The organism is Streptomyces sp. NPDC057694, from assembly GCF_042799415.1.
Taxonomy (GTDB): domain Bacteria; phylum Actinomycetota; class Actinomycetes; order Streptomycetales; family Streptomycetaceae; genus Streptomyces.
The window spans coordinates 38,615-55,216 of record NZ_JBHVIX010000037.1; the positions used below are offsets into that span (position 1 = coordinate 38,615).

The following is a 16,602-nucleotide window of genomic DNA, read 5'->3' on the forward strand; positions in this document are numbered from 1 at the left end:
TCCCTCACGGGCACTCAGCGTTCGTATCGACCACCCGCAGCCCCCTCTCCCCCGAAGACCCGACCCGAGGACCCGACCGATGACCGCGCCCATCCGGCCCCCTGTACGCCCGGCCGCGCTCACCCTGCTGGCCGCTCTCCTCGTCACCGGAGCGCTCGGCGCGGGGGCGGTAGCCCTCGCACCCGGCTCGGTGCGCACCCCGCTCGCCTGGGGCGTCGCCGCCGCGGCGCTCGCGATCGGCGCGGCGGCCTGTTACGCCGCGTACGCCCGCGAGACCGTCGCCCTGCTGCGCCGGCGCGCCGACCAGACCCGGCACACCACCGAGCGCGCCGCCGCCGAGCAGGCCCGCATCACCGCCGAGCTCTCCCAGGAGCGGGACGCACGGGCCGCGCAGGCCGCCGAGCTGACCGGCCAGTTGCGCACCGCCCGCGCCGAACGCGCCGCCGCCATCGCCGCCTGCGCCAACGCGGCCGGCCGGATGCAGGCCCTGGCCACCGGCATGCTCGCCGACCTGCGCGAGATGGAACACCGGCACTCCGACGAGGACGTCCTCGCCGACCTGCTCCACCTCGACCACCGCACCGCCCAGGCGGGCCGGCTCGCCGACTCGGTGGCCGTGCTCACCGGCGCGCGCTCCGGCCGCCGCTGGGCGCGGCCGATCGCCATGGAGTCGATCCTGCGCGGCGCGATGGGCCGCATCGGCGGCTACCAGCGGGTGCGGGTGCACGCGAACACCTCGGTCGCCGTCGCGGGTCACGCCGCCGAGGGCGTCATGCACGCGCTGGCCGAACTCCTCGACAACGCCGCGAACTTCTCGCCGCCCACCGCCGAGGTGCACGTCTACGTCGAGGAGGTCCCGGCCGGCGTCATCGTCTCCGTCGAGGACTCGGGCCTGGTGATGGGCCCGGTGCAGCTGCGCCGCGCCGAGCACGCGGTCTCCGGCGAGACGGCGGGCCCGGCGGGCAGCGCGGGCTCGACCGGGCTCGGCGGCCTGTCCGGCACCCGGCTGGGCCTCGCCGTCGTCGGCCGGCTGGCCCGCAAGCACGGCCTGACGGTGTCGTTCCGCCCGTCGGCGCGCGGCGGCACCGGCGTCCTGCTGCTCGTCCCGCAGGAGCTGCTGTCCCGTACCGCCGAGCCGACGCCCGTCCGCGCGGCCGGCAACGGCACCACCTCCGCCGATGTGTCCCCCGCGCACGAGACGGCCGACGCCACGGCCCCCGGCCCCTCGGCCCGCGACCGGGAGACCGTCCCCGAGCGCACCGCCACCGCGGACGCCGCCCGGGGACAGGCCGCCACCGAAGCGACCGCCCCGGAACGGGCCGCCGCCGAGGAGACCGCACCCGAACAGCCGCTCCCCGCGACCCTGTTGTCCGACGGCGCGCTGCCCAAGCGGACCCGCGGCCGCACCCTGGCCTCCGCCCGGCACGGCCGGGACCGCGCCGCCGAGCCCCCTGCCGCCCGGCCCGGGCCCGCCGCGGGCGCCTCGGCCGCCTCGCGCTTCAGCAGCTTCAGCCAGGCGGTGCGCACCACCACGGCGGCACCGGACCCGGCCGCGGCACGCACCGACACCCGTTCCACCACGCACCCCGACACACCCCCGCAGGAAGGCGACACCCCTCAATGACCGGGACCACCACCACCGGCGCCGGCCTGACCTGGCTGCTCGAAGGCCTCCTCACGCGCACCCCGGGCACCCGGAGCGCCCTGGTCCTGTCGCGCGACGGCCTCAAGCTGTGCCACACCCCCGAACTCACCCCGGACAAGGCGGACCAGCTCGCCGCGATCTCCGCCGGGATCCAGGCGCTCGCGCACGGCGCCTCCGCCGAGTTCGGCGACGGGAGCGGCGGTGTGCGCTCGTCGATGACCGAGTTCCACGGCGGCACCCTGTTCATCGTCGAGGCGGGCGAGGGCGCCCATCTCGCGGTGCTCGCCGCCGAGGACGCCGACGCGGGCCTGGTGGGGCACACCATGGTCGAACTCGTCGAGCAGCTCGGCGAGCACCTGCGCGCCCTGCCCCGCAGCCCCGACCTCGCCGCCAGCACGCCCCCGGCGTCATGAGCCGGCCCGGCCGGGACGACGCCCCCGACCGGCTGTACACCCTCACGGGAGGGCGCAGCCGGCCGGCCTCGGACGTCTCCTTCGACCTGGTGTCGCTGGTCGTCGCCGAGTCGGACCCGGCGCCCGGCATGCCCTCCGAGCACGCCGCGATCCTGCGGATGTGCGCCCGGCCGACGGCGGTCGTGGAGGTGGCCGCCGAACTCGGCCTGCCGGTGAGCATCGTGCGCGTCCTGCTCTCCGACCTCCTGGTGCAGGGCCGCATCGGCGCCCGGCACCCGCGCTCCGCCGCGTCTCCCCACCGTCTTCCCGATCCCGACATCCTGGAGCAGGTGCTCGTTGGACTCCGCAATCTCTGAACCGCCGGGCGGCCGCCGGGAGTTGGCGGCCGGTGCCGACAACGGTCTGAAGATCGTCATCGTCGGCGGCTTCGGCGCAGGCAAGACCACCCTGGTCCGTTCCGTGAGCGAGATACGTCCCCTCAACACCGAGGAGACGATGACGCAGGCGGGCCGCGGCGTCGACGAGCTGGCCGACCTGGACGGCGTACGCGGCAAGACGTCGACGACGGTCGCCTTCGACTTCGGCCGCATCACGCTCGACGCCCGCAACGTCCTCTATCTGTTCGGCGCCCCCGGACAGGAGCGCTTCTGGTTCCTGTGGGACCGGCTGTTCTCCGGCACGCTCGGCGCGGTCGTCCTCGTCGACACCCGCCGCCTGGAGGACTCGTTCTACGCGATCGACCGCCTGGAGCACCACGGGACGCCGTTCATCGTCGCCCACAACGACTTCGGCGGCCCGCCGCACACCCTGGAGCAGCTGCGCGAGGCCCTCGACCTCGACCCGGAGGTTCCGCTGGTCCGCTGCGACGCGCGCGACCGGGAAGCCAGCAAGGACGTCCTGATCACGCTCGTGGAGCACCTCAGGACGCTGTACGCCCTTCAGCACAGCCCCACTTCGCCGCCCGTGCCCCAGGAGGCCGCCCCGTGACAAGCCCCGGCTGCCCCGCGTCCGCGCACGGCGGCGCCCCCGTGCCGCTGTCGGGCCCCCGGTTCGCGACCGAACCCGCCACGCTGTACCGGGAGATGCGCCGCGACCACGGTTCGGTCGCGCCCGTCGTGCTCGACGGCGACATCCCGGCCTGGCTGGTCGTCGGCTACCGCGAGCTGCATCAAGTGACCGGCGATCCGGCGCTGTTCAGCCGCGACTCCGACCTGTGGAACCAGTGGGAGAACATCCCGGCCGACTGGCCGCTGCTGCCGATGATCGGCCACAAGCAGCCGTCGATCCTCTACACGGTCGGCGAGCGGCACCGCGAGCGCGCCGCGATGATCAGCCACGCCCTGGAGTCGGTCGACCCGTTCGAACTCAAGGCGCACGCAGAGCAGTTCGCGGACGAGCTGATCGACGGGTTCTGCGGCGCGGGCGAGGTGGACATCATCGCCGACTACGCGATGATGCTGCCGGTCCGCGTCCTGGCCAGGATCTACGGCTTCTCCGACGAGGCCGGCCCCGCCCTGGTCACGGCGATGAACGACATGATCGACGGCCGGGAGCGGGCCCTCGCGGGCCAGCAGCACCTGGGCGGGTCCATGGCCGAGCTGATCGCGGCCAAGCAGGCGCGGCCGGGCGAGGACGTCGCCTCGTACATGCTGGCGGACGCCTCGGGGTTCACGCCCGAGGAGATCGCCCAGGACCTGATGGTGATGATGGCGGCCGGGCACCAGCCCACCGCCGACTGGATCGGCAACTCACTGCGCCTGATGCTGACCGACGACCGGTTCGCCGCGTCGCTGTTCGGCGGGCGGCACAGCATCGCCGAGGCGATGAACGAGGTGCTGTGGGAGGACGCCCCGACGCAGAACGTCGCCGGGCGCTGGGCCACCCGCGACACCCGGCTCGGCGACCGCCACATCCGGGCGGGCGACCTGGTGCTGCTCGGCATCGCGGCGGCCAACGCCGACCCGCAGGTGCGCACCGACGCGTCGGTCCTCACGGGCGGCAACAACGCGCACTTCTCGTTCGGGCACGGCGAACACCGCTGCCCGTTCCCCGCCCAAGAGGTCGCCGAGGTCATCGCGCGCACCGGCATCGAGGTGATCCTCGACCGGCTGCCCGACATCGATCTGGCCGGCCCGGCCGACGCGCTGGCCCGCCGCCCCTCGCCGTGGCTGCGCGGGCTGACCGATCTGCCGGTCCGTTTCACGCCGACGGCCGCCGTGCCGTCGGCGTCCCTGTGACGATCCACCGCTTCTTCCTCTCGTTCGTTCCCGGACTCCTGGAGCTCTCGTCATGACGACATCCGCAGCCACGTGCCCCCACGCGTCCGCCGCCCGTATCCCGCTCGACCCCTTCGTCACCGACCTGGACGGCGAGACCGCCCGGCTGCTCGCCGCGGGCCCGCTGGCCCAGGTCGAACTGCCCGGCGGGGTCCCCGTGTGGGCGGTCACCCACCACGCGGAGGCCCGCCAGCTCCTCACCGACAAGCGCCTCGTGAAGGACATCGAGGTGTGGGGGGCCTGGCAGCGCGGCGAGATCCCCGCCGACTGGCCGCTGATCGGCCTGGCCAACCCGGGCAGATCGATGCTCACCGTGGACGGCGAGGACCACCGCCGGATGCGGGCCCTGGTCGCCCAGGCGCTGACCGTGCGCCGGGTGGAGCGGATGCGCGAGCGCATCGAGGAGCTGACGACGGGCCTGCTCGACAAACTGCCCACCGAGGGCCCGGTCGACCTGAAGGCCGAGTTCGCCTACCCGCTGCCCATGTACGTGATCAGCGACCTGATGGGCATAGACGAGGCGGACCACCCGCGCCTGAAGGTCCTGTTCGACAAGTTCTTCTCCACGCAGACCCCGCCCGAGGAAGTCATCGCGACGCTCGGCGAGCTGGCGGCGATGATGGGCGCGGTCGTCGCGGCCCGCCGCGAGCAGCCGGGCGACGACCTGACCAGCGCCCTGATCCAGGCCTCGGAGAACGGCGACCGGCTGACCGACGCCGAGATCGTCTCCACGCTCCAGCTGATGGTCGCGGCCGGCCACGAGACGACGATCTCGCTCATCGTCAACGCGGTCGTGAACCTCTCCGCCCACCCCGACCAGCTGGCCCTCGTCCTCGACGGCAAGGCCACCTGGGAGCAGGTGGTCGAGGAGACGCTGCGCTACTCGACGCCGACCTCGCACGTGCTGATCCGGTTCGCCGCCGAGGACGTCCGGGTCGGGGAGCAGACGATCGCGCGGGGCGACGCGCTGATCGTCTCCTACGGCGCGATCGGCCGCGACGAGCAGGCGCACGGCCCCACCGCGGACTCCTTCGACATCACCCGCACCTCCCCGACCCGCCACATCTCCTTCGGGCACGGCCCGCACGTCTGCCCCGGCGCCGCGCTGTCCCGCCTGGAGGCCGGGGTGGCGCTCCCGGCGCTGTACGCCCGCTTCCCCGGCCTGCGTCTCGCGGTCGAGCCGGGTGAGCTGCGCAACAAGCCGGTGGTGACGCAGAACGACCTCTTCGAGCTGCCGGTGGTGCTCGGGGACTGATCACCGGGGCCGCCCTCGTAGATCTTCACAAGTCCACGGGCCGGAGGAGTCGTCTCATCGAACGGACGGGTTTCCGTCCGGTTTCGCCGAGGGGATACCCTCCGGCTCGTGGCTGAGATCCAGATTCCCGCTGACATCAAGCCCGCCGACGGACGTTTCGGCGCGGGCCCCTCCAAGGTGCGGACGGAAGCGCTGGACGCGCTGGCCGCCACCGGTACCTCCCTGCTCGGCACCTCGCACCGCCAGGCCCCGGTCAAGAACCTGGTCGGCCGTGTGCGTGAAGGTGTCAAGGACCTCTTCTCCCTCCCCGAGGGCTACGAGGTCATCCTCGGCAACGGCGGTTCGACCGCGTTCTGGGACGTGGCGACGCACGGCCTGATCGAGAACAAGTCGCAGCACCTGAACTTCGGTGAGTTCTCCTCGAAGTTCGCGAAGGCCTCCAAGCTGGCTCCGTGGCTGGCCGAGCCGACCGTCATCGCCTCCGACCCGGGTACGCACCCGGAGGCCGTGGCCGAGGCCGGCGTCGACGTCTACGGTCTGACGCACAACGAGACCTCCACCGGTGTCGCGGCCCCGATCAAGCGCGTGGCCGGCGCCGACGAGGGCTCCCTCGTCCTGGTGGACGCCACCTCCGGCGCGGGCGGCCTGCCGGTCGACATCGCCGAGACGGACGTCTACTACTTCGCCCCGCAGAAGTCCTTCGCCTCCGACGGCGGCCTGTGGATCGGTGTCTTCTCCCCGGCCGCGATCGAGCGCGCCGAGCGCATCCACGCGTCCGGCCGCCACGTCCCGGAGTTCTTCTCGCTGCCCACGGCGATCGACAACTCCCGCAAGAACCAGACGTACAACACCCCGGCCCTCGCCACGCTCTTCCTGCTCGGCGAGCAGCTGGACTGGATCAACGGCCAGGGCGGTCTGGCCTGGTCCACGGCCCGTACGAAGGACAGCTCGACCCGCCTCTACTCGTGGGCCGAGGACTCGAAGTACGCGACGCCGTTCGTCACCGACGCCGCCAAGCGCTCGCAGGTCATCGGCACGATCGACTTCGACGACTCGGTGGACGCCACGGCGGTCGCCAAGGCGCTGCGCGCCAACGGCATCGTCGACACCGAGCCCTACCGCAAGCTGGGCCGCAACCAGCTCCGCGTCGCCATGTTCCCGGCCATCGACCCGACGGACGTCCAGGCCCTGACGGCCTGCATCGACTACGTCATCGGCCAGCTCTAAAGCCCCCTAGGGGCGCGGGGAACTGCGCGAGCAACCACGACGAAAGCCGCAGACGCATCTGCTCATGCACCGAGCAGACGCGACTGCGGCTTTCGTCGTGGCTGAGCGCGCAGTTCCCCGCGCCCCTGGAGATGCGCACTTCGTGCGCGATCTCCACCAAGGCGCGCCACCTGCCCAAGGTGAAGACGCGCCTCCCCCTGCCCCGATGGAGGCGCGCGGAGCGCAGCCTCAAGGGGAGGCGCGCGTCAGCGCATGCCTCAGGGGCGCGGGGAACTGCGCGAGAAGCGGCCACCGGCCCGCACCCGGCGACCTACCCGCGAGAGCGCGGCTTCCGGACCAGCCGCCCGATCCCGATCACAGCGATGAGCACCACGGCGGCCCCGACGGCTCCGGCCTTCCCGGTGAACCCACCCCCGTCACCACCCCCGCCATCGGCACTCCCGCCCGACGCCGAACCCCCGCCCCCGCCGGAGGCATCCGCGCCTTCGACCTCCACCGGCTGCACCGAACTCCCCTTGCCCTCACTGCCGTAGAGCAGCGTCCTGCCGTCGAGCGTGTACGTCACCGACTCGCCCTGCGGCTGGAGCGGCACGTGCAACTGGCCCTGCCTCTTGGGCTTTCCGTCGTTCCAGGAGTACGAGATGCCGCCGAAGTAGCCGCGCACGGCGAGCTGCTTGCCGTCCGGGGAGAAGGCGGCGTCGGTCGCCCACAGGTCGATGTCGCCGATGCGCCGGAAGGTGTTGGTGGCGGCGGAGTCGAGCGTGGACGGGCCCTCGTAGAGGCCGCCGCCGTCCTCGCCCTTCTCGATGATGTACACCCGGCCGGTCTTGGGGTGGACCATCATCGACTCGGCGTTGCGCGGCCCGTCCGCGTACTTGACGACGTACTGGGTGGCCCGCACGGTCTGGTCGACGAGCTTCTTCGGCTCGGGCAGCTTGTAGATCCACACGTGGTCCCACTTGCCGCCGAGGTTGTCGCCGATGTCGCCGACGTAGATGTTCCCGTCGGGGCCGACCGAGATCGCCTCGACGTCGCGCGGCGCCCCGACCCCGGTGAGGGTGATCCGGGCGAGCGTCTTACCGGTGCGGCCGTCGATCGCGAAGATGTACGCGCCGTCGGAGCTGTCGTTGTGGGTCCAGTAGACGCCCGGGTGGGCGCGGGACGCGGCGAGGCCGCTGGACTCAGTGATCCGCGGGTCCTCGATGGTGAAACCGGACGAGCCCACGGACGGTGAACTGCTCGCCGCCGCGGGCACCGTGGCACCTGCGAGAACGAGGACGACCGCGGCCCCGGCCGCACCCAGATACGAACGCATGACCCCAGCTTGCCAGGCGTGGCCGGTGTCACACGCACGCGGCCCGGCCGATCGACGATGATGAGCGGATGCTCAGGTTCATGTTCGTCGGCGACAGCCAGACCATCGGCAGCGCCGGGGAGCACACCTGGCGTCACCGCTTCTGGCACCACCTGCGGTCGGCCTGCGCGGACGGGGGCGTCGCGGTCGTCGGGCCGCGCGAGACCCTCTACGACAAGACCGCCGACGCCCCGACGTCCCTGGCGTACGCGGACCCGGACTTCCCGCGCCGTCATCTGGCCGGCTGGGGCGAGGGCTGGCTGCACATGGCGCCGGTCGTCGCCGACGCGGTGCGCACCTGCGGCGCGGACGTGCTGCTGGTCAACCTGGGCCTGATAGACCTCGGCTTCTACACGGACGCCGAGCAGACCGCGGCGAACATGCGGCGCTTCGTCGCCGAGGCGCGCACCGCGAACCCGGCGGTCCGCGTCGTCCTGCTCCCCGTGATCCCCAACATCCGGGCCGAGTCGGACCTGCCGTTCGCCGCCGAGGTCGCCCGCTTCAACACCCTGCTCGCCAAGGCGGTCGCCGACCTCTCCGAGCCGCGCTCCCCGCTGCTGCTCGCCTCGGTCCCGGAGTCGTACGACATCCACCACGACACGTACGACGGTACGCACCCGAACGCGTCCGGCGAGCACAAGCTGGCCGCCGCCTTCGCGGACGCCCTGCACCAGGCGTGGGGACTCGGCGGCCCGTACCGCCGAACCTGACCCTTCTCAGGCCGCCCAGCGGTGCACAGCGAACCCGGCGCCGTCCCGCCGGATCTCGGCCGCGCCGGGCCCGGGGAAGTGCGCGGGAATCACCAACTCCCCCTCATCGGCGGCCCGCCCGAGCACCCGTACCCGGCTGGCGGCCGACTCGGCAGGGTCCACGCACATGGCGCTGCTGCACGACGGCGCGAGGAACTGGGCCGGGCTGTGCAGCAGATCCCCCACGAAGACCGCCCGGTCGGTGCCCGAGGCGAGGCGCAGCACGGAGGAGCCCGGGGTGTGCCCCGGCGCGGGCTCCAGCGTCAACTGCCCGTCGATCCGGTGGGATTCGCCCTCCCACAGCACCGCCTGCCCGGCCTCCACGACCGGCGCGACGCTGTCCGCGAAGAGGAAGCGGTGATTGTCGCGCACGGTGCGGGCGGCACCCTCGGGGCCGAAGAAGTCGTGGTCGGCACGCGGTACGAGATAGGTGGCGTTCGGGAACGTCGGAACCCAACTCCCGCCCTCCTCCCGGGTGTTCCAGCCGACGTGGTCGGCGTGCACATGGGTGTTGACGACGAGGTCGACGTCCTCGGGCCGCACACCGGCTCGCACGAGCCGGTCGGGGAAGTCGGTGTCGAGGCCGGAGAAGTGCGGGGTGCCGGGCCGTTCGCGGCCGTTGCCGACGCCCGGGTCGACGACGATCGTGCGGCCCTCGCTGCGCAGCACCCAGGCCTGTACGGCGGCGAGCACCGCGCCGCTGTCCGGGTCCTGGAAGCGGGGCGCGAGCCACTCCTCCCCGGCCCGCCAGGCGCCCTCGATGCCGGGGAAGAGGTCGCCGGGCGCGCCGAAGGGCCCGCGTACCTCCACGACCTTGATGACCTCGACGTCGCCGAGCTCGATGCGTTCGATGTCCGTGTCCATGCCGTCGACGCTAGGCGCCGGGAGCGAGCGCCCCAATGCTCATGAGGCTCGTCCGCATACGCGATCCGCTCACCCCGCATGTCACCGATCTGCCTATCCTGGGGTCATGGACGTGGTCAGCGACGCGATAGCCGCCGTACGGACGGGCAGGCCGTCCGTCAACCGGCTGCGGGTGAGCGGCAGTTGGTGCGTACGCCTGGAGCCGTACGAGGGCGCGGGATTCCATGTGGCGCTGACCGGCGGCTGCTGGCTGCTGCCCGACACCGGCCCCGCGCTCACCCTGGCCCCCGGAGACGCGGTCCTGCTGCCGCACGGCGCGGGCCACGTGCTGGCCGACGGCCCCGCCGACGCGGCGACGCTCGCGCGGGCGGTCCCCTTCGACACCGTCGGCGACCGGGCGCCGCGGCCCGGGGCGTCCGCCGTGGAACTCCTCTGCGGCAAGTACCGCCTCGACCGCAGCCACACCCACCCGCTGCTCGCCGAACTCCCCGACGTGATCCACCTGCCGCGCGAGGGCGCCGGCACCGACCGCGCCGACCCGCATCCGGAGCTGCGCTCCGCCATCGCCCTGCTGGCCCGCGAGGCGGGCACCCCGGGCCTCCCCGGCGCCTGCGCGGCCGTGCCGAGCCTGCTCGACCTCCTGCTCGTGTACATGATCCGGGCCTGGACCACGGACCCGGCGACCGGCTCCGGCAGCGCCCGCTGGCCCGCCGCGCTCGCCGACCCGGTCGTCACCGAGGCCCTGCGGCTGCTGCACAGCGACCCGGCCGCGCCGTGGACCGCCGACCTCCTGGCCACCCGCTCGGGCGTCTCCCGCGCCACCCTGGGCCGCCGCTTCACCACCCTGGTGGGCCGGCCCCCGATGGCGTATCTGACGTGGTGGCGCATGACCCGCGCGGCCACCCTCCTGCGCGCGGCGGACGCACCCTTGGAGTCGGTGGCCCGCCAGGTCGGCTACGGCACGCCCTACGCCCTCTCGCACGCCTTCCGCCGCGAGTTCGGGGTGACGCCGGGACGGTACCGGGCGGGGCACTTGCCTAGAGCGCACTCCACGTCCTTGGCTAAGCAGTCATGAAGTACACGCAGCTCGGACGCACGGGACTCAAGGTCAGCCGGCTCGTCCTCGGCACCATGAACTTCGGACCGCAGACGAACGAGGCCGACAGCCACGCCATCATGGACGCGGCGCTGGCCAGTGGAATCAACTACTTCGACACCGCCAACGTGTACGGCTGGGGCGACAACAAGGGCCGTACCGAGGAAATCATCGGCACCTGGTTCGCGAGCGGCGGCGGCCGCCGCGACAAGACCGTCCTCGCCACCAAGGTCTACGGGAACATGGCGGGCGACGGCCAGCCGTGGCCCAACCACGACCGGCTCTCCGCGGTGAACATCCGCCGGGCCGTCGACGCCAGCCTCAAGCGGCTCCAGACCGACTACATCGACATCTACCAGTTCCACCACATCGACCGCCGGACCCCCTTCGAGGAGATCTGGCAGGCCATCGACGTACTGGTCCGGCAGGGCAAGATCCTGTACGCGGGCTCGTCCAATTTCCCCGGCTACAAGATCGCCCAGGCCAACGAGACGGCCGCCCGCCACGGCCGCGTCGGCCTGGTCAGCGAGCAGTGCCTGTACAACCTGGCCGAGCGGCGCGCCGAGATGGAGGTCATCCCGGCCGCGCAGGAGTACGGCCTCGGCGTCATCCCCTGGTCCCCGCTCAACGGCGGGCTGCTCGGCGGCGTCCTCAAGAAGGAGTCCGAGGGCAAGCGCCGCAAGGACGGCCGGTCGGCCTCCGCGCTGGAGAACACCAAGGTGCGCGACCAGGTCCAGGCTTACGAGGATCTGCTCGGCAAGCACGGCATCGAGCCCGGTGAGGCGGCCCTGGCGTGGCTGCTGACCCGGCCCGGGGTGACCGGACCGATCGTCGGCCCGCGCACGAAGGAGCAGCTGGACTCGGCGCTGCGGGCGGTCGAGCTGGAGCTGGGTGAGGACGTCCTGGCGTCCCTGGACGAGATCTTCCCGGGGCCGGGCCCGTCGCCGGAGGCCTTCGCCTGGTAGCCGGAGCCCACGGGTGCGGCGGCCGCCGGGGACGAGGTCAGTTTCCGACGGCCGCCGCCACGGCCACCACGACGAACATCAGCACAAGCACACCGGCCATGATCCGGTTCCGCGTCTTCGGGTCCACACATCGAGCGTAACCCGCACCGGCGAGCGCCCCGGCGCCGAGGCCCATCGCGCAGTTCCCCGCGCCCCTTATCGGGTTGTCGGTCGTGCGCGGGCCGGTGGCCGCTTCTCGCGCAGTTCCCCGCGCCCCTGAGGCAGGCGCTTCGCGCCGCCTCCCCTTGAGGCTGCGCTGCGCGCGCCTCTCATGAAGGGCGGGTGGCGTGCCCCGCCTGAGGGGCGGGTGGCGCGCCTCTCCTAACGGGCAGGTGGCGCGCCTCTCCTGACGGGCAGGTGGCGCGCCTTTGATGAGATGCCGCACGAAGTGCGCATCTCAGGGGCGCGGGGAACTGCGCGAGAAGCGGCCACCGGCCCGCGCGTGACGAACTGCCCAGGGGCGCGGGGAACTGCGCGACCAGCCCCCACCGGGCTGCCGACGAACGACAACCCGACAGGGGCGCCGGCGCCTAAGCCACCACCGCCACCGGCACGGACTCGCGCGGCACGAACTGCACATGCCGCTCCCCGCGCCGCAGATCCACCTTGAGCCGGAGATTGGCGGCCCGGGCGAGCATCAGCCCCACAAGCCCCGCGGCCCCGGCGCAGACCAGCCCGCCCAGCATGAAGCTGACCCGCACCCCGTACTCGTCCGCGAGCCACCCGAAGAGCGGCCCGCCCAACGGCGTACCACCGGTGAACACCATGAAGAACAGGGACATCACCCGCCCCCGCATCTCCGGATCGGTCGCCATCTGCACCGAGGAGTTCGCGGTGACGTTCGTGGTGATGCCGAGCACCCCGAGGATCATGATCAGCGGAGCGAACAGCCACACCCCGGGCGCGAACGCGGCCAGGATCTCCAGCACCCCGAACCCGATCGCGGCCCCGACGAGAACCCGCAGCCGAGCGGACCGCCGCCGCGCCGCGAGCAGCGCCCCGGCCAGCGAACCGATCGCCATCAGCGTGTTGAACATGCCGTACTGCCCGACCCCGCCGTGGAACACGTCGTCGGCGAACGCGCTCAGCCAGATCGGGAAGTTGAACCCGAAGGTGCCCACGAACCCGACGAGCACGATCGGCCAGATCAGCTCGGGGTGCTTGGAGACGTAGTTCAGGCCCTCCTTGAGCTGCCCCTTGCCGCGCGGCGTCCGCTTGATCTCGTGCAGCTCGCTCGTGCGCATCAGGAGGAGGCCGGTGAGCGGCGCCAGGAAGGACAGGCCGTTGGCGAGGAACGCCCAGCCGGGTCCGACGGCCGCGGTCAGCGCGGACGCGACGGCGGGGCCGATGAGCCGGGCGGACTGGAAGTTCGCCGAGTTCAGCGAGACGGCGTTACGGACCTGGTCGGGTCCCACCAGCTCGGACACGAAGGACTGCCGCGACGGGTTGTCGACGACCGTCACGAGCCCGGTGAAGAAGGCGGCGGCGTAGACGTGCCAGACCTGTACGTGGCCGGACAGGGTCAGTACGGCCAGGAACAGGCCCGACAGGCTCATCGCGCCCTGGGTGCAGAACAGCAGGTTGCGCCGCTTGAACCGGTCGGCGATCACTCCGCCGTACAGCCCGAAGAGCAGCATCGGCAGGAACTGCATGGCCGTGGTGACACCCACGGCGGCGGACGACCCGGTCAGGGAGAGCACCAGCCAGTCCTGGGTGATGCGGGCCATCCAGGTGCCGGTGTTGGAAATGACGGCCCCGGTCGCGAACAGCCGGTAGTTGCGCACGCGCAGGCTGGCGAACATCGAGGGCTTACCCCCGGAAGCGGGGAGAGTAGGAGTAGGTGCGGGGGCGGAGTCTGCTCCGGATCCCGTACTCAAAGTGGGTTCGCCTCCTCGGCGGCCGGCTCAGCGAGCGTGGCGGTGGCAGGTGCTTGTGGGGGGGCGTTCAGGTGTCGTCTCGGTCGGTCACAGATGCGCGAGCTTCTCCAGGACGGGCGCGGCCTCGCGGAGCTTGGCCCACTCGTCCTCGTCGAGACCGTCGACCAGGTTCGCCAGCCACGCGTTCCGCTTGCGGCGGGACTCCAGGAGCATGGTCTCGGCCTGCTCGGTGGACGTGACGACCTTCTGCCGGCGGTCCTCGGGATGAGGCTCGAGCCGGACCAGTCCCTTGGCCTCCAGGAGCGCGACGATGCGGGTCATCGACGGCGGCTGCACATGCTCCTTGCGGGCCAGTTCACTCGGGGTGGCGGAGCCGCATCCGGCGAGGGTGCCGAGCACCGACATCTCGGTGGGGCTCAGCGATTCGTCGACCCGCTGATGCTTGAGTCGGCGTGACAGGCGCATCACTGCGGAGCGCAGGGAGTTCACGGCGGCTTCGTCGCCATGGGAGAGGTCCGGCATGTTCGTTAGCGTAACTCATTACTGTGTCTAACTACCACCGGGGCGCACCCCACGGACCGTGATCCGCACCACGCGCCACGGCGACCGGAAACCTCACGTCACTCAAACGAGTGAGCCGCATCCGAAAAGCGACACGCCCGGGCGCGGCACCCCGCGACGCTGTTCGCATGGGATCGACAGTGCTCAGCCTGCGGATAGACGGTGAGCTGCTCGACCGGCTCAAGGGGCATGCCGCGAAAAGAGGAATGAGCGTCCAGGACTATGTGGTCCGGACGCTCATTCGAGACGACTTCGACGAACGCTTCAAGACGTCGGTCGAGGAGACGGAGAGGTTCTACGGGGCGGCCTGAGCCGCCCCGCAGTACGGGCTCGGGTCGGATCAGGTCAGACCGAGAGCCGGCATCAGGTAGTAGAAGGCGAAGACGGCCGACACGGCGTACATCGCGACCGGCACCTCCTTGGCCCGGCCCGCGACCACGCGCAGCACGGTGAAGGCGATGAAGCCCATGCCGATGCCGTTGGTGATCGAGTACGTGAACGGCATCATCAGCATCGTGATGAAGGCCGGGATGGCGACCGTCCAGTCGTCCCAGTCGATCGCGCGGATGCCGCCCGACAGGATCAGGAAGCCGACCGCGAGCAGCGCGGGGGTGGCCGCCTGCGACGGGACCATCGTGGCGATCGGCGTGAGGAACAGCGCGATGGCGAAGAGCGCGCCGGTGACGACGTTGGCGAGACCCGTACGGGCGCCCTCGCCGACACCGGCCGTGGACTCCACGAAGCAGGTGGTGGCGGAGGAGGACGAGGCGCCACCGGCGGCGACCGCGATGCCGTCGATGAAGAGCACCTTGTTCATGCCGGGCATCTGACCGTTCTCGTCGGTCAGGTGCGCCTCGTCGCTGATGCCCATGATCGTGCCCATGGCGTCGAAGAAGCACGACAGCAGCACGGTGAAGACGAAGAGGACGCCGGTGAGGATGCCGACCTTCTCGAAACCGCCGAACAGACTGACCTTGCCGACGAGCCCGAAGTCGGGGGTGGCGACCGGGTTGCCCGGCCACTTCGGCGTGGTCAGACCCCAGGACGGGATCTTGGCGACGGCGTTGACGATCACCGCGGCGACGGTCATCACGACGATCGAGATGAGGATCGCGCCCGGCACCTTGCGCACAAGCAGCGCGAGGGTCAGCAGCACGCCGAGGACGAAGACGAGCACCGGCCACCCGTTCAGGTGACCGTCGCCGCCGAGCTGGAGCGGCACGGTGGTGTGCGCGGCGTCCGGGATACGGCTCACGAAGCCGGAGTCCACGAGACCGATCAGCATGATGAAGAGGCCGATACCGATCGCGATGCCCTTGCGCAGGCTGAGCGGCACCGCGTTCATGACGCGCTCGCGCAGACCGGTGGCGACCAGGATCATCACCACGAAGCCCGCGAGGACGACCATGCCCATCGCGTCCGGCCACGACATGCGCGGGGCGAGCTGCAGCGCGACCACGGTGTTCACACCGAGGCCCGCCGCGAGCGCGATCGGCACATTGCCGATGACACCCATGAGCAGCGTGGTGAAGGCGGCGGTGAGCGCGGTCGCGGTGACCAGCTGGCCGTTGTCGAGCTGGTGCCCGTACATGTCCTTCGCGCTGCCCAGAATGATCGGGTTCAGCACGATGATGTAGGCCATCGCGAAGAACGTGGCGAGGCCACCACGGATCTCACGGGGGACCGTCGAGCCGCGCTCGGAGATCTTGAAGTAGCGGTCGAGCCCGTTCTTGGGCTCCGGCGGCTGCTCGTTGACATCGACCGGGGCGGTGGCCGAAGTGGACATGGATGACCTCAGCGATTTTCAGCGGTGCCCAGTGGGCAGGATGTGATCAAGTCTGGTCTACGCGTGACCACCAGCGGGGATCCCCGACGCTCCCATTGGTGTTTCGTACGAACAGAAGTAGCCATTCTCAGGCGGTTTCAGTATGAACATATGAGCCGGAAATCGCTATCTCCGCGCGTAGACCCATGGTGGGTACGGGCTGCGAGTGATTTCGGGGCTGTCGTTAAGCTGTCCTCATGGCGAAGTGGACACCCAAGCACGAGGCGCCGGAGCCCCTGGAGGGCCCGGTCGTCGCCACCATCACCGGCGGCACGATCCTGTGGTTCGTCCTCTTCCTCGTACAGCTGCCGTTCTACGGCTGGTTCGACGACCACGGGCACACGTGGTGGATCTGGACCTGTTTGGCCGGCGCCGGCCTGGGCCTGATCGGCATCTGGTACGTCCGAGGCCGCGACGCCGCCATCAAACGAGCCGCCGCCACCGTCTCCGACTGAC

17 protein-coding genes are annotated in these 16,602 nt (G+C 71.5%); 12 read left to right on the forward strand and 5 right to left on the reverse strand.

The genetic code is table 11. The annotated features are described in order from the left end of the window. The first annotated feature begins 79 nt into the window (after window positions 1–79). From ACFVDP_RS41045 to serC, 7 genes are all read left to right on the forward strand, one after another. Entirely contained in the window at window positions 80–1,624 is a 1,545-nt protein-coding gene (locus tag ACFVDP_RS41045) for an ATP-binding protein (protein ID WP_383502019.1), read from the forward strand. Further along, a complete protein-coding gene (locus ACFVDP_RS41050; protein WP_383502022.1) occupies window positions 1,621–2,058 on the forward strand; it encodes a roadblock/LC7 domain-containing protein in 438 nt (145 codons plus the stop codon). The genes ACFVDP_RS41045 and ACFVDP_RS41050 overlap by 4 nt, the downstream gene beginning before the upstream one ends. Continuing rightward, window positions 2,055–2,414 carry a DUF742 domain-containing protein gene (locus ACFVDP_RS41055; RefSeq protein ID WP_383502025.1) on the forward strand — a complete coding sequence of 120 codons (360 nt, stop codon included), beginning with the start codon at window positions 2,055–2,057 and terminating at the stop codon, window positions 2,412–2,414. The genes ACFVDP_RS41050 and ACFVDP_RS41055 overlap by 4 nt, the downstream gene beginning before the upstream one ends. Beyond that, window positions 2,395–3,045, forward strand: a complete 651-nt coding sequence (locus ACFVDP_RS41060; RefSeq protein WP_383502028.1) for an ATP/GTP-binding protein — start codon at window positions 2,395–2,397, stop codon at window positions 3,043–3,045. The genes ACFVDP_RS41055 and ACFVDP_RS41060 overlap by 20 nt, the downstream gene beginning before the upstream one ends. Continuing rightward, window positions 3,042–4,295: a cytochrome P450 gene (locus tag ACFVDP_RS41065; protein WP_383502031.1), complete on the forward strand. Its 1,254-nt coding sequence runs from the start codon at window positions 3,042–3,044 to the stop codon at window positions 4,293–4,295. Before ACFVDP_RS41060 ends, ACFVDP_RS41065 begins: the two co-directional genes overlap by 4 nt. 52 nt (window positions 4,296–4,347) lie before the next feature. Next, window positions 4,348–5,589 (forward strand): cytochrome P450, encoded by a 1,242-nt coding sequence (locus ACFVDP_RS41070; protein WP_383502034.1) that lies wholly within the window; start codon window positions 4,348–4,350, stop codon window positions 5,587–5,589. Window positions 5,590–5,697: 108 nt separating this feature from the next. Further along, window positions 5,698–6,816 carry a phosphoserine transaminase gene (serC, locus tag ACFVDP_RS41075; RefSeq protein ID WP_383502037.1) on the forward strand — a complete coding sequence of 373 codons (1,119 nt, stop codon included), beginning with the start codon at window positions 5,698–5,700 and terminating at the stop codon, window positions 6,814–6,816. 310 nt (window positions 6,817–7,126) lie between these two features. On the opposite strand, the gene ACFVDP_RS41080 is transcribed toward serC, so the two are convergent. Beyond that, window positions 7,127–8,131: a WD40 repeat domain-containing protein gene (locus ACFVDP_RS41080; RefSeq protein WP_383502040.1), complete on the reverse strand. Its 1,005-nt coding sequence runs from the start codon at window positions 8,129–8,131 to the stop codon at window positions 7,127–7,129. Window positions 8,132–8,199: 68 nt separating this feature from the next. Here ACFVDP_RS41080 and ACFVDP_RS41085 point away from each other — a divergent pair, with 68 nt between their 5' ends. Beyond that, window positions 8,200–8,880, forward strand: coding sequence for an SGNH/GDSL hydrolase family protein (locus ACFVDP_RS41085; RefSeq protein WP_383502043.1), 681 nt, complete (start codon window positions 8,200–8,202; stop codon window positions 8,878–8,880). Between the two features lie 6 nt (window positions 8,881–8,886). Here ACFVDP_RS41085 and ACFVDP_RS41090 read toward each other — a convergent pair whose 3' ends face one another. Next, on the reverse strand, window positions 8,887–9,783 hold the full coding sequence (locus ACFVDP_RS41090; RefSeq protein WP_383502046.1) for an MBL fold metallo-hydrolase: 897 nt from the start codon (window positions 9,781–9,783) through the stop codon (window positions 8,887–8,889). Between the two features lie 106 nt (window positions 9,784–9,889). On the opposite strand from ACFVDP_RS41090, the gene ACFVDP_RS41095 reads away from it, so the two are divergent. Both ACFVDP_RS41095 and ACFVDP_RS41100 read left to right on the forward strand, forming a co-directional pair. Continuing rightward, on the forward strand, window positions 9,890–10,858 hold the full coding sequence (locus tag ACFVDP_RS41095) for an AraC family transcriptional regulator (protein WP_383502049.1): 969 nt from the start codon (window positions 9,890–9,892) through the stop codon (window positions 10,856–10,858). After that, the gene (locus ACFVDP_RS41100) at window positions 10,855–11,844 is read left to right on the forward strand and encodes an aldo/keto reductase (protein ID WP_383502052.1); all 990 of its coding nucleotides are present in this window, start codon (window positions 10,855–10,857) and stop codon (window positions 11,842–11,844) included. The genes ACFVDP_RS41095 and ACFVDP_RS41100 overlap by 4 nt, the downstream gene beginning before the upstream one ends. A 569-nt stretch (window positions 11,845–12,413) precedes the next feature. Here ACFVDP_RS41100 and ACFVDP_RS41105 read toward each other — a convergent pair. Both ACFVDP_RS41105 and ACFVDP_RS41110 read right to left on the reverse strand, forming a co-directional pair. Further along, window positions 12,414–13,760 (reverse strand): MFS transporter, encoded by a 1,347-nt coding sequence (locus tag ACFVDP_RS41105; protein WP_383502055.1) that lies wholly within the window; start codon window positions 13,758–13,760, stop codon window positions 12,414–12,416. 87 nt (window positions 13,761–13,847) lie between these two features. Further along, a complete protein-coding gene (locus ACFVDP_RS41110; RefSeq protein WP_383502058.1) occupies window positions 13,848–14,282 on the reverse strand; it encodes a MarR family winged helix-turn-helix transcriptional regulator in 435 nt (144 codons plus the stop codon). A 167-nt stretch (window positions 14,283–14,449) separates the two neighbouring features. Between ACFVDP_RS41110 and ACFVDP_RS41115 the strand changes: the two genes are divergently transcribed. After that, window positions 14,450–14,632: a ribbon-helix-helix protein, CopG family gene (locus tag ACFVDP_RS41115; protein WP_078506238.1), complete on the forward strand. Its 183-nt coding sequence runs from the start codon at window positions 14,450–14,452 to the stop codon at window positions 14,630–14,632. A 29-nt stretch (window positions 14,633–14,661) separates the two neighbouring features. On the opposite strand, the gene ACFVDP_RS41120 is transcribed toward ACFVDP_RS41115, so the two are convergent. Further along, window positions 14,662–16,107, reverse strand: coding sequence for an NCS2 family permease (locus ACFVDP_RS41120; RefSeq protein WP_383502061.1), 1,446 nt, complete (start codon window positions 16,105–16,107; stop codon window positions 14,662–14,664). A 236-nt stretch (window positions 16,108–16,343) separates the two neighbouring features. On the opposite strand from ACFVDP_RS41120, the gene ACFVDP_RS41125 reads away from it, so the two are divergent. Beyond that, complete coding sequence (locus tag ACFVDP_RS41125; RefSeq protein ID WP_383502063.1) at window positions 16,344–16,601, forward strand: DUF2530 domain-containing protein; 258 nt, start codon at window positions 16,344–16,346, stop codon at window positions 16,599–16,601. Window position 16,602 lies beyond the last annotated feature (1 nt).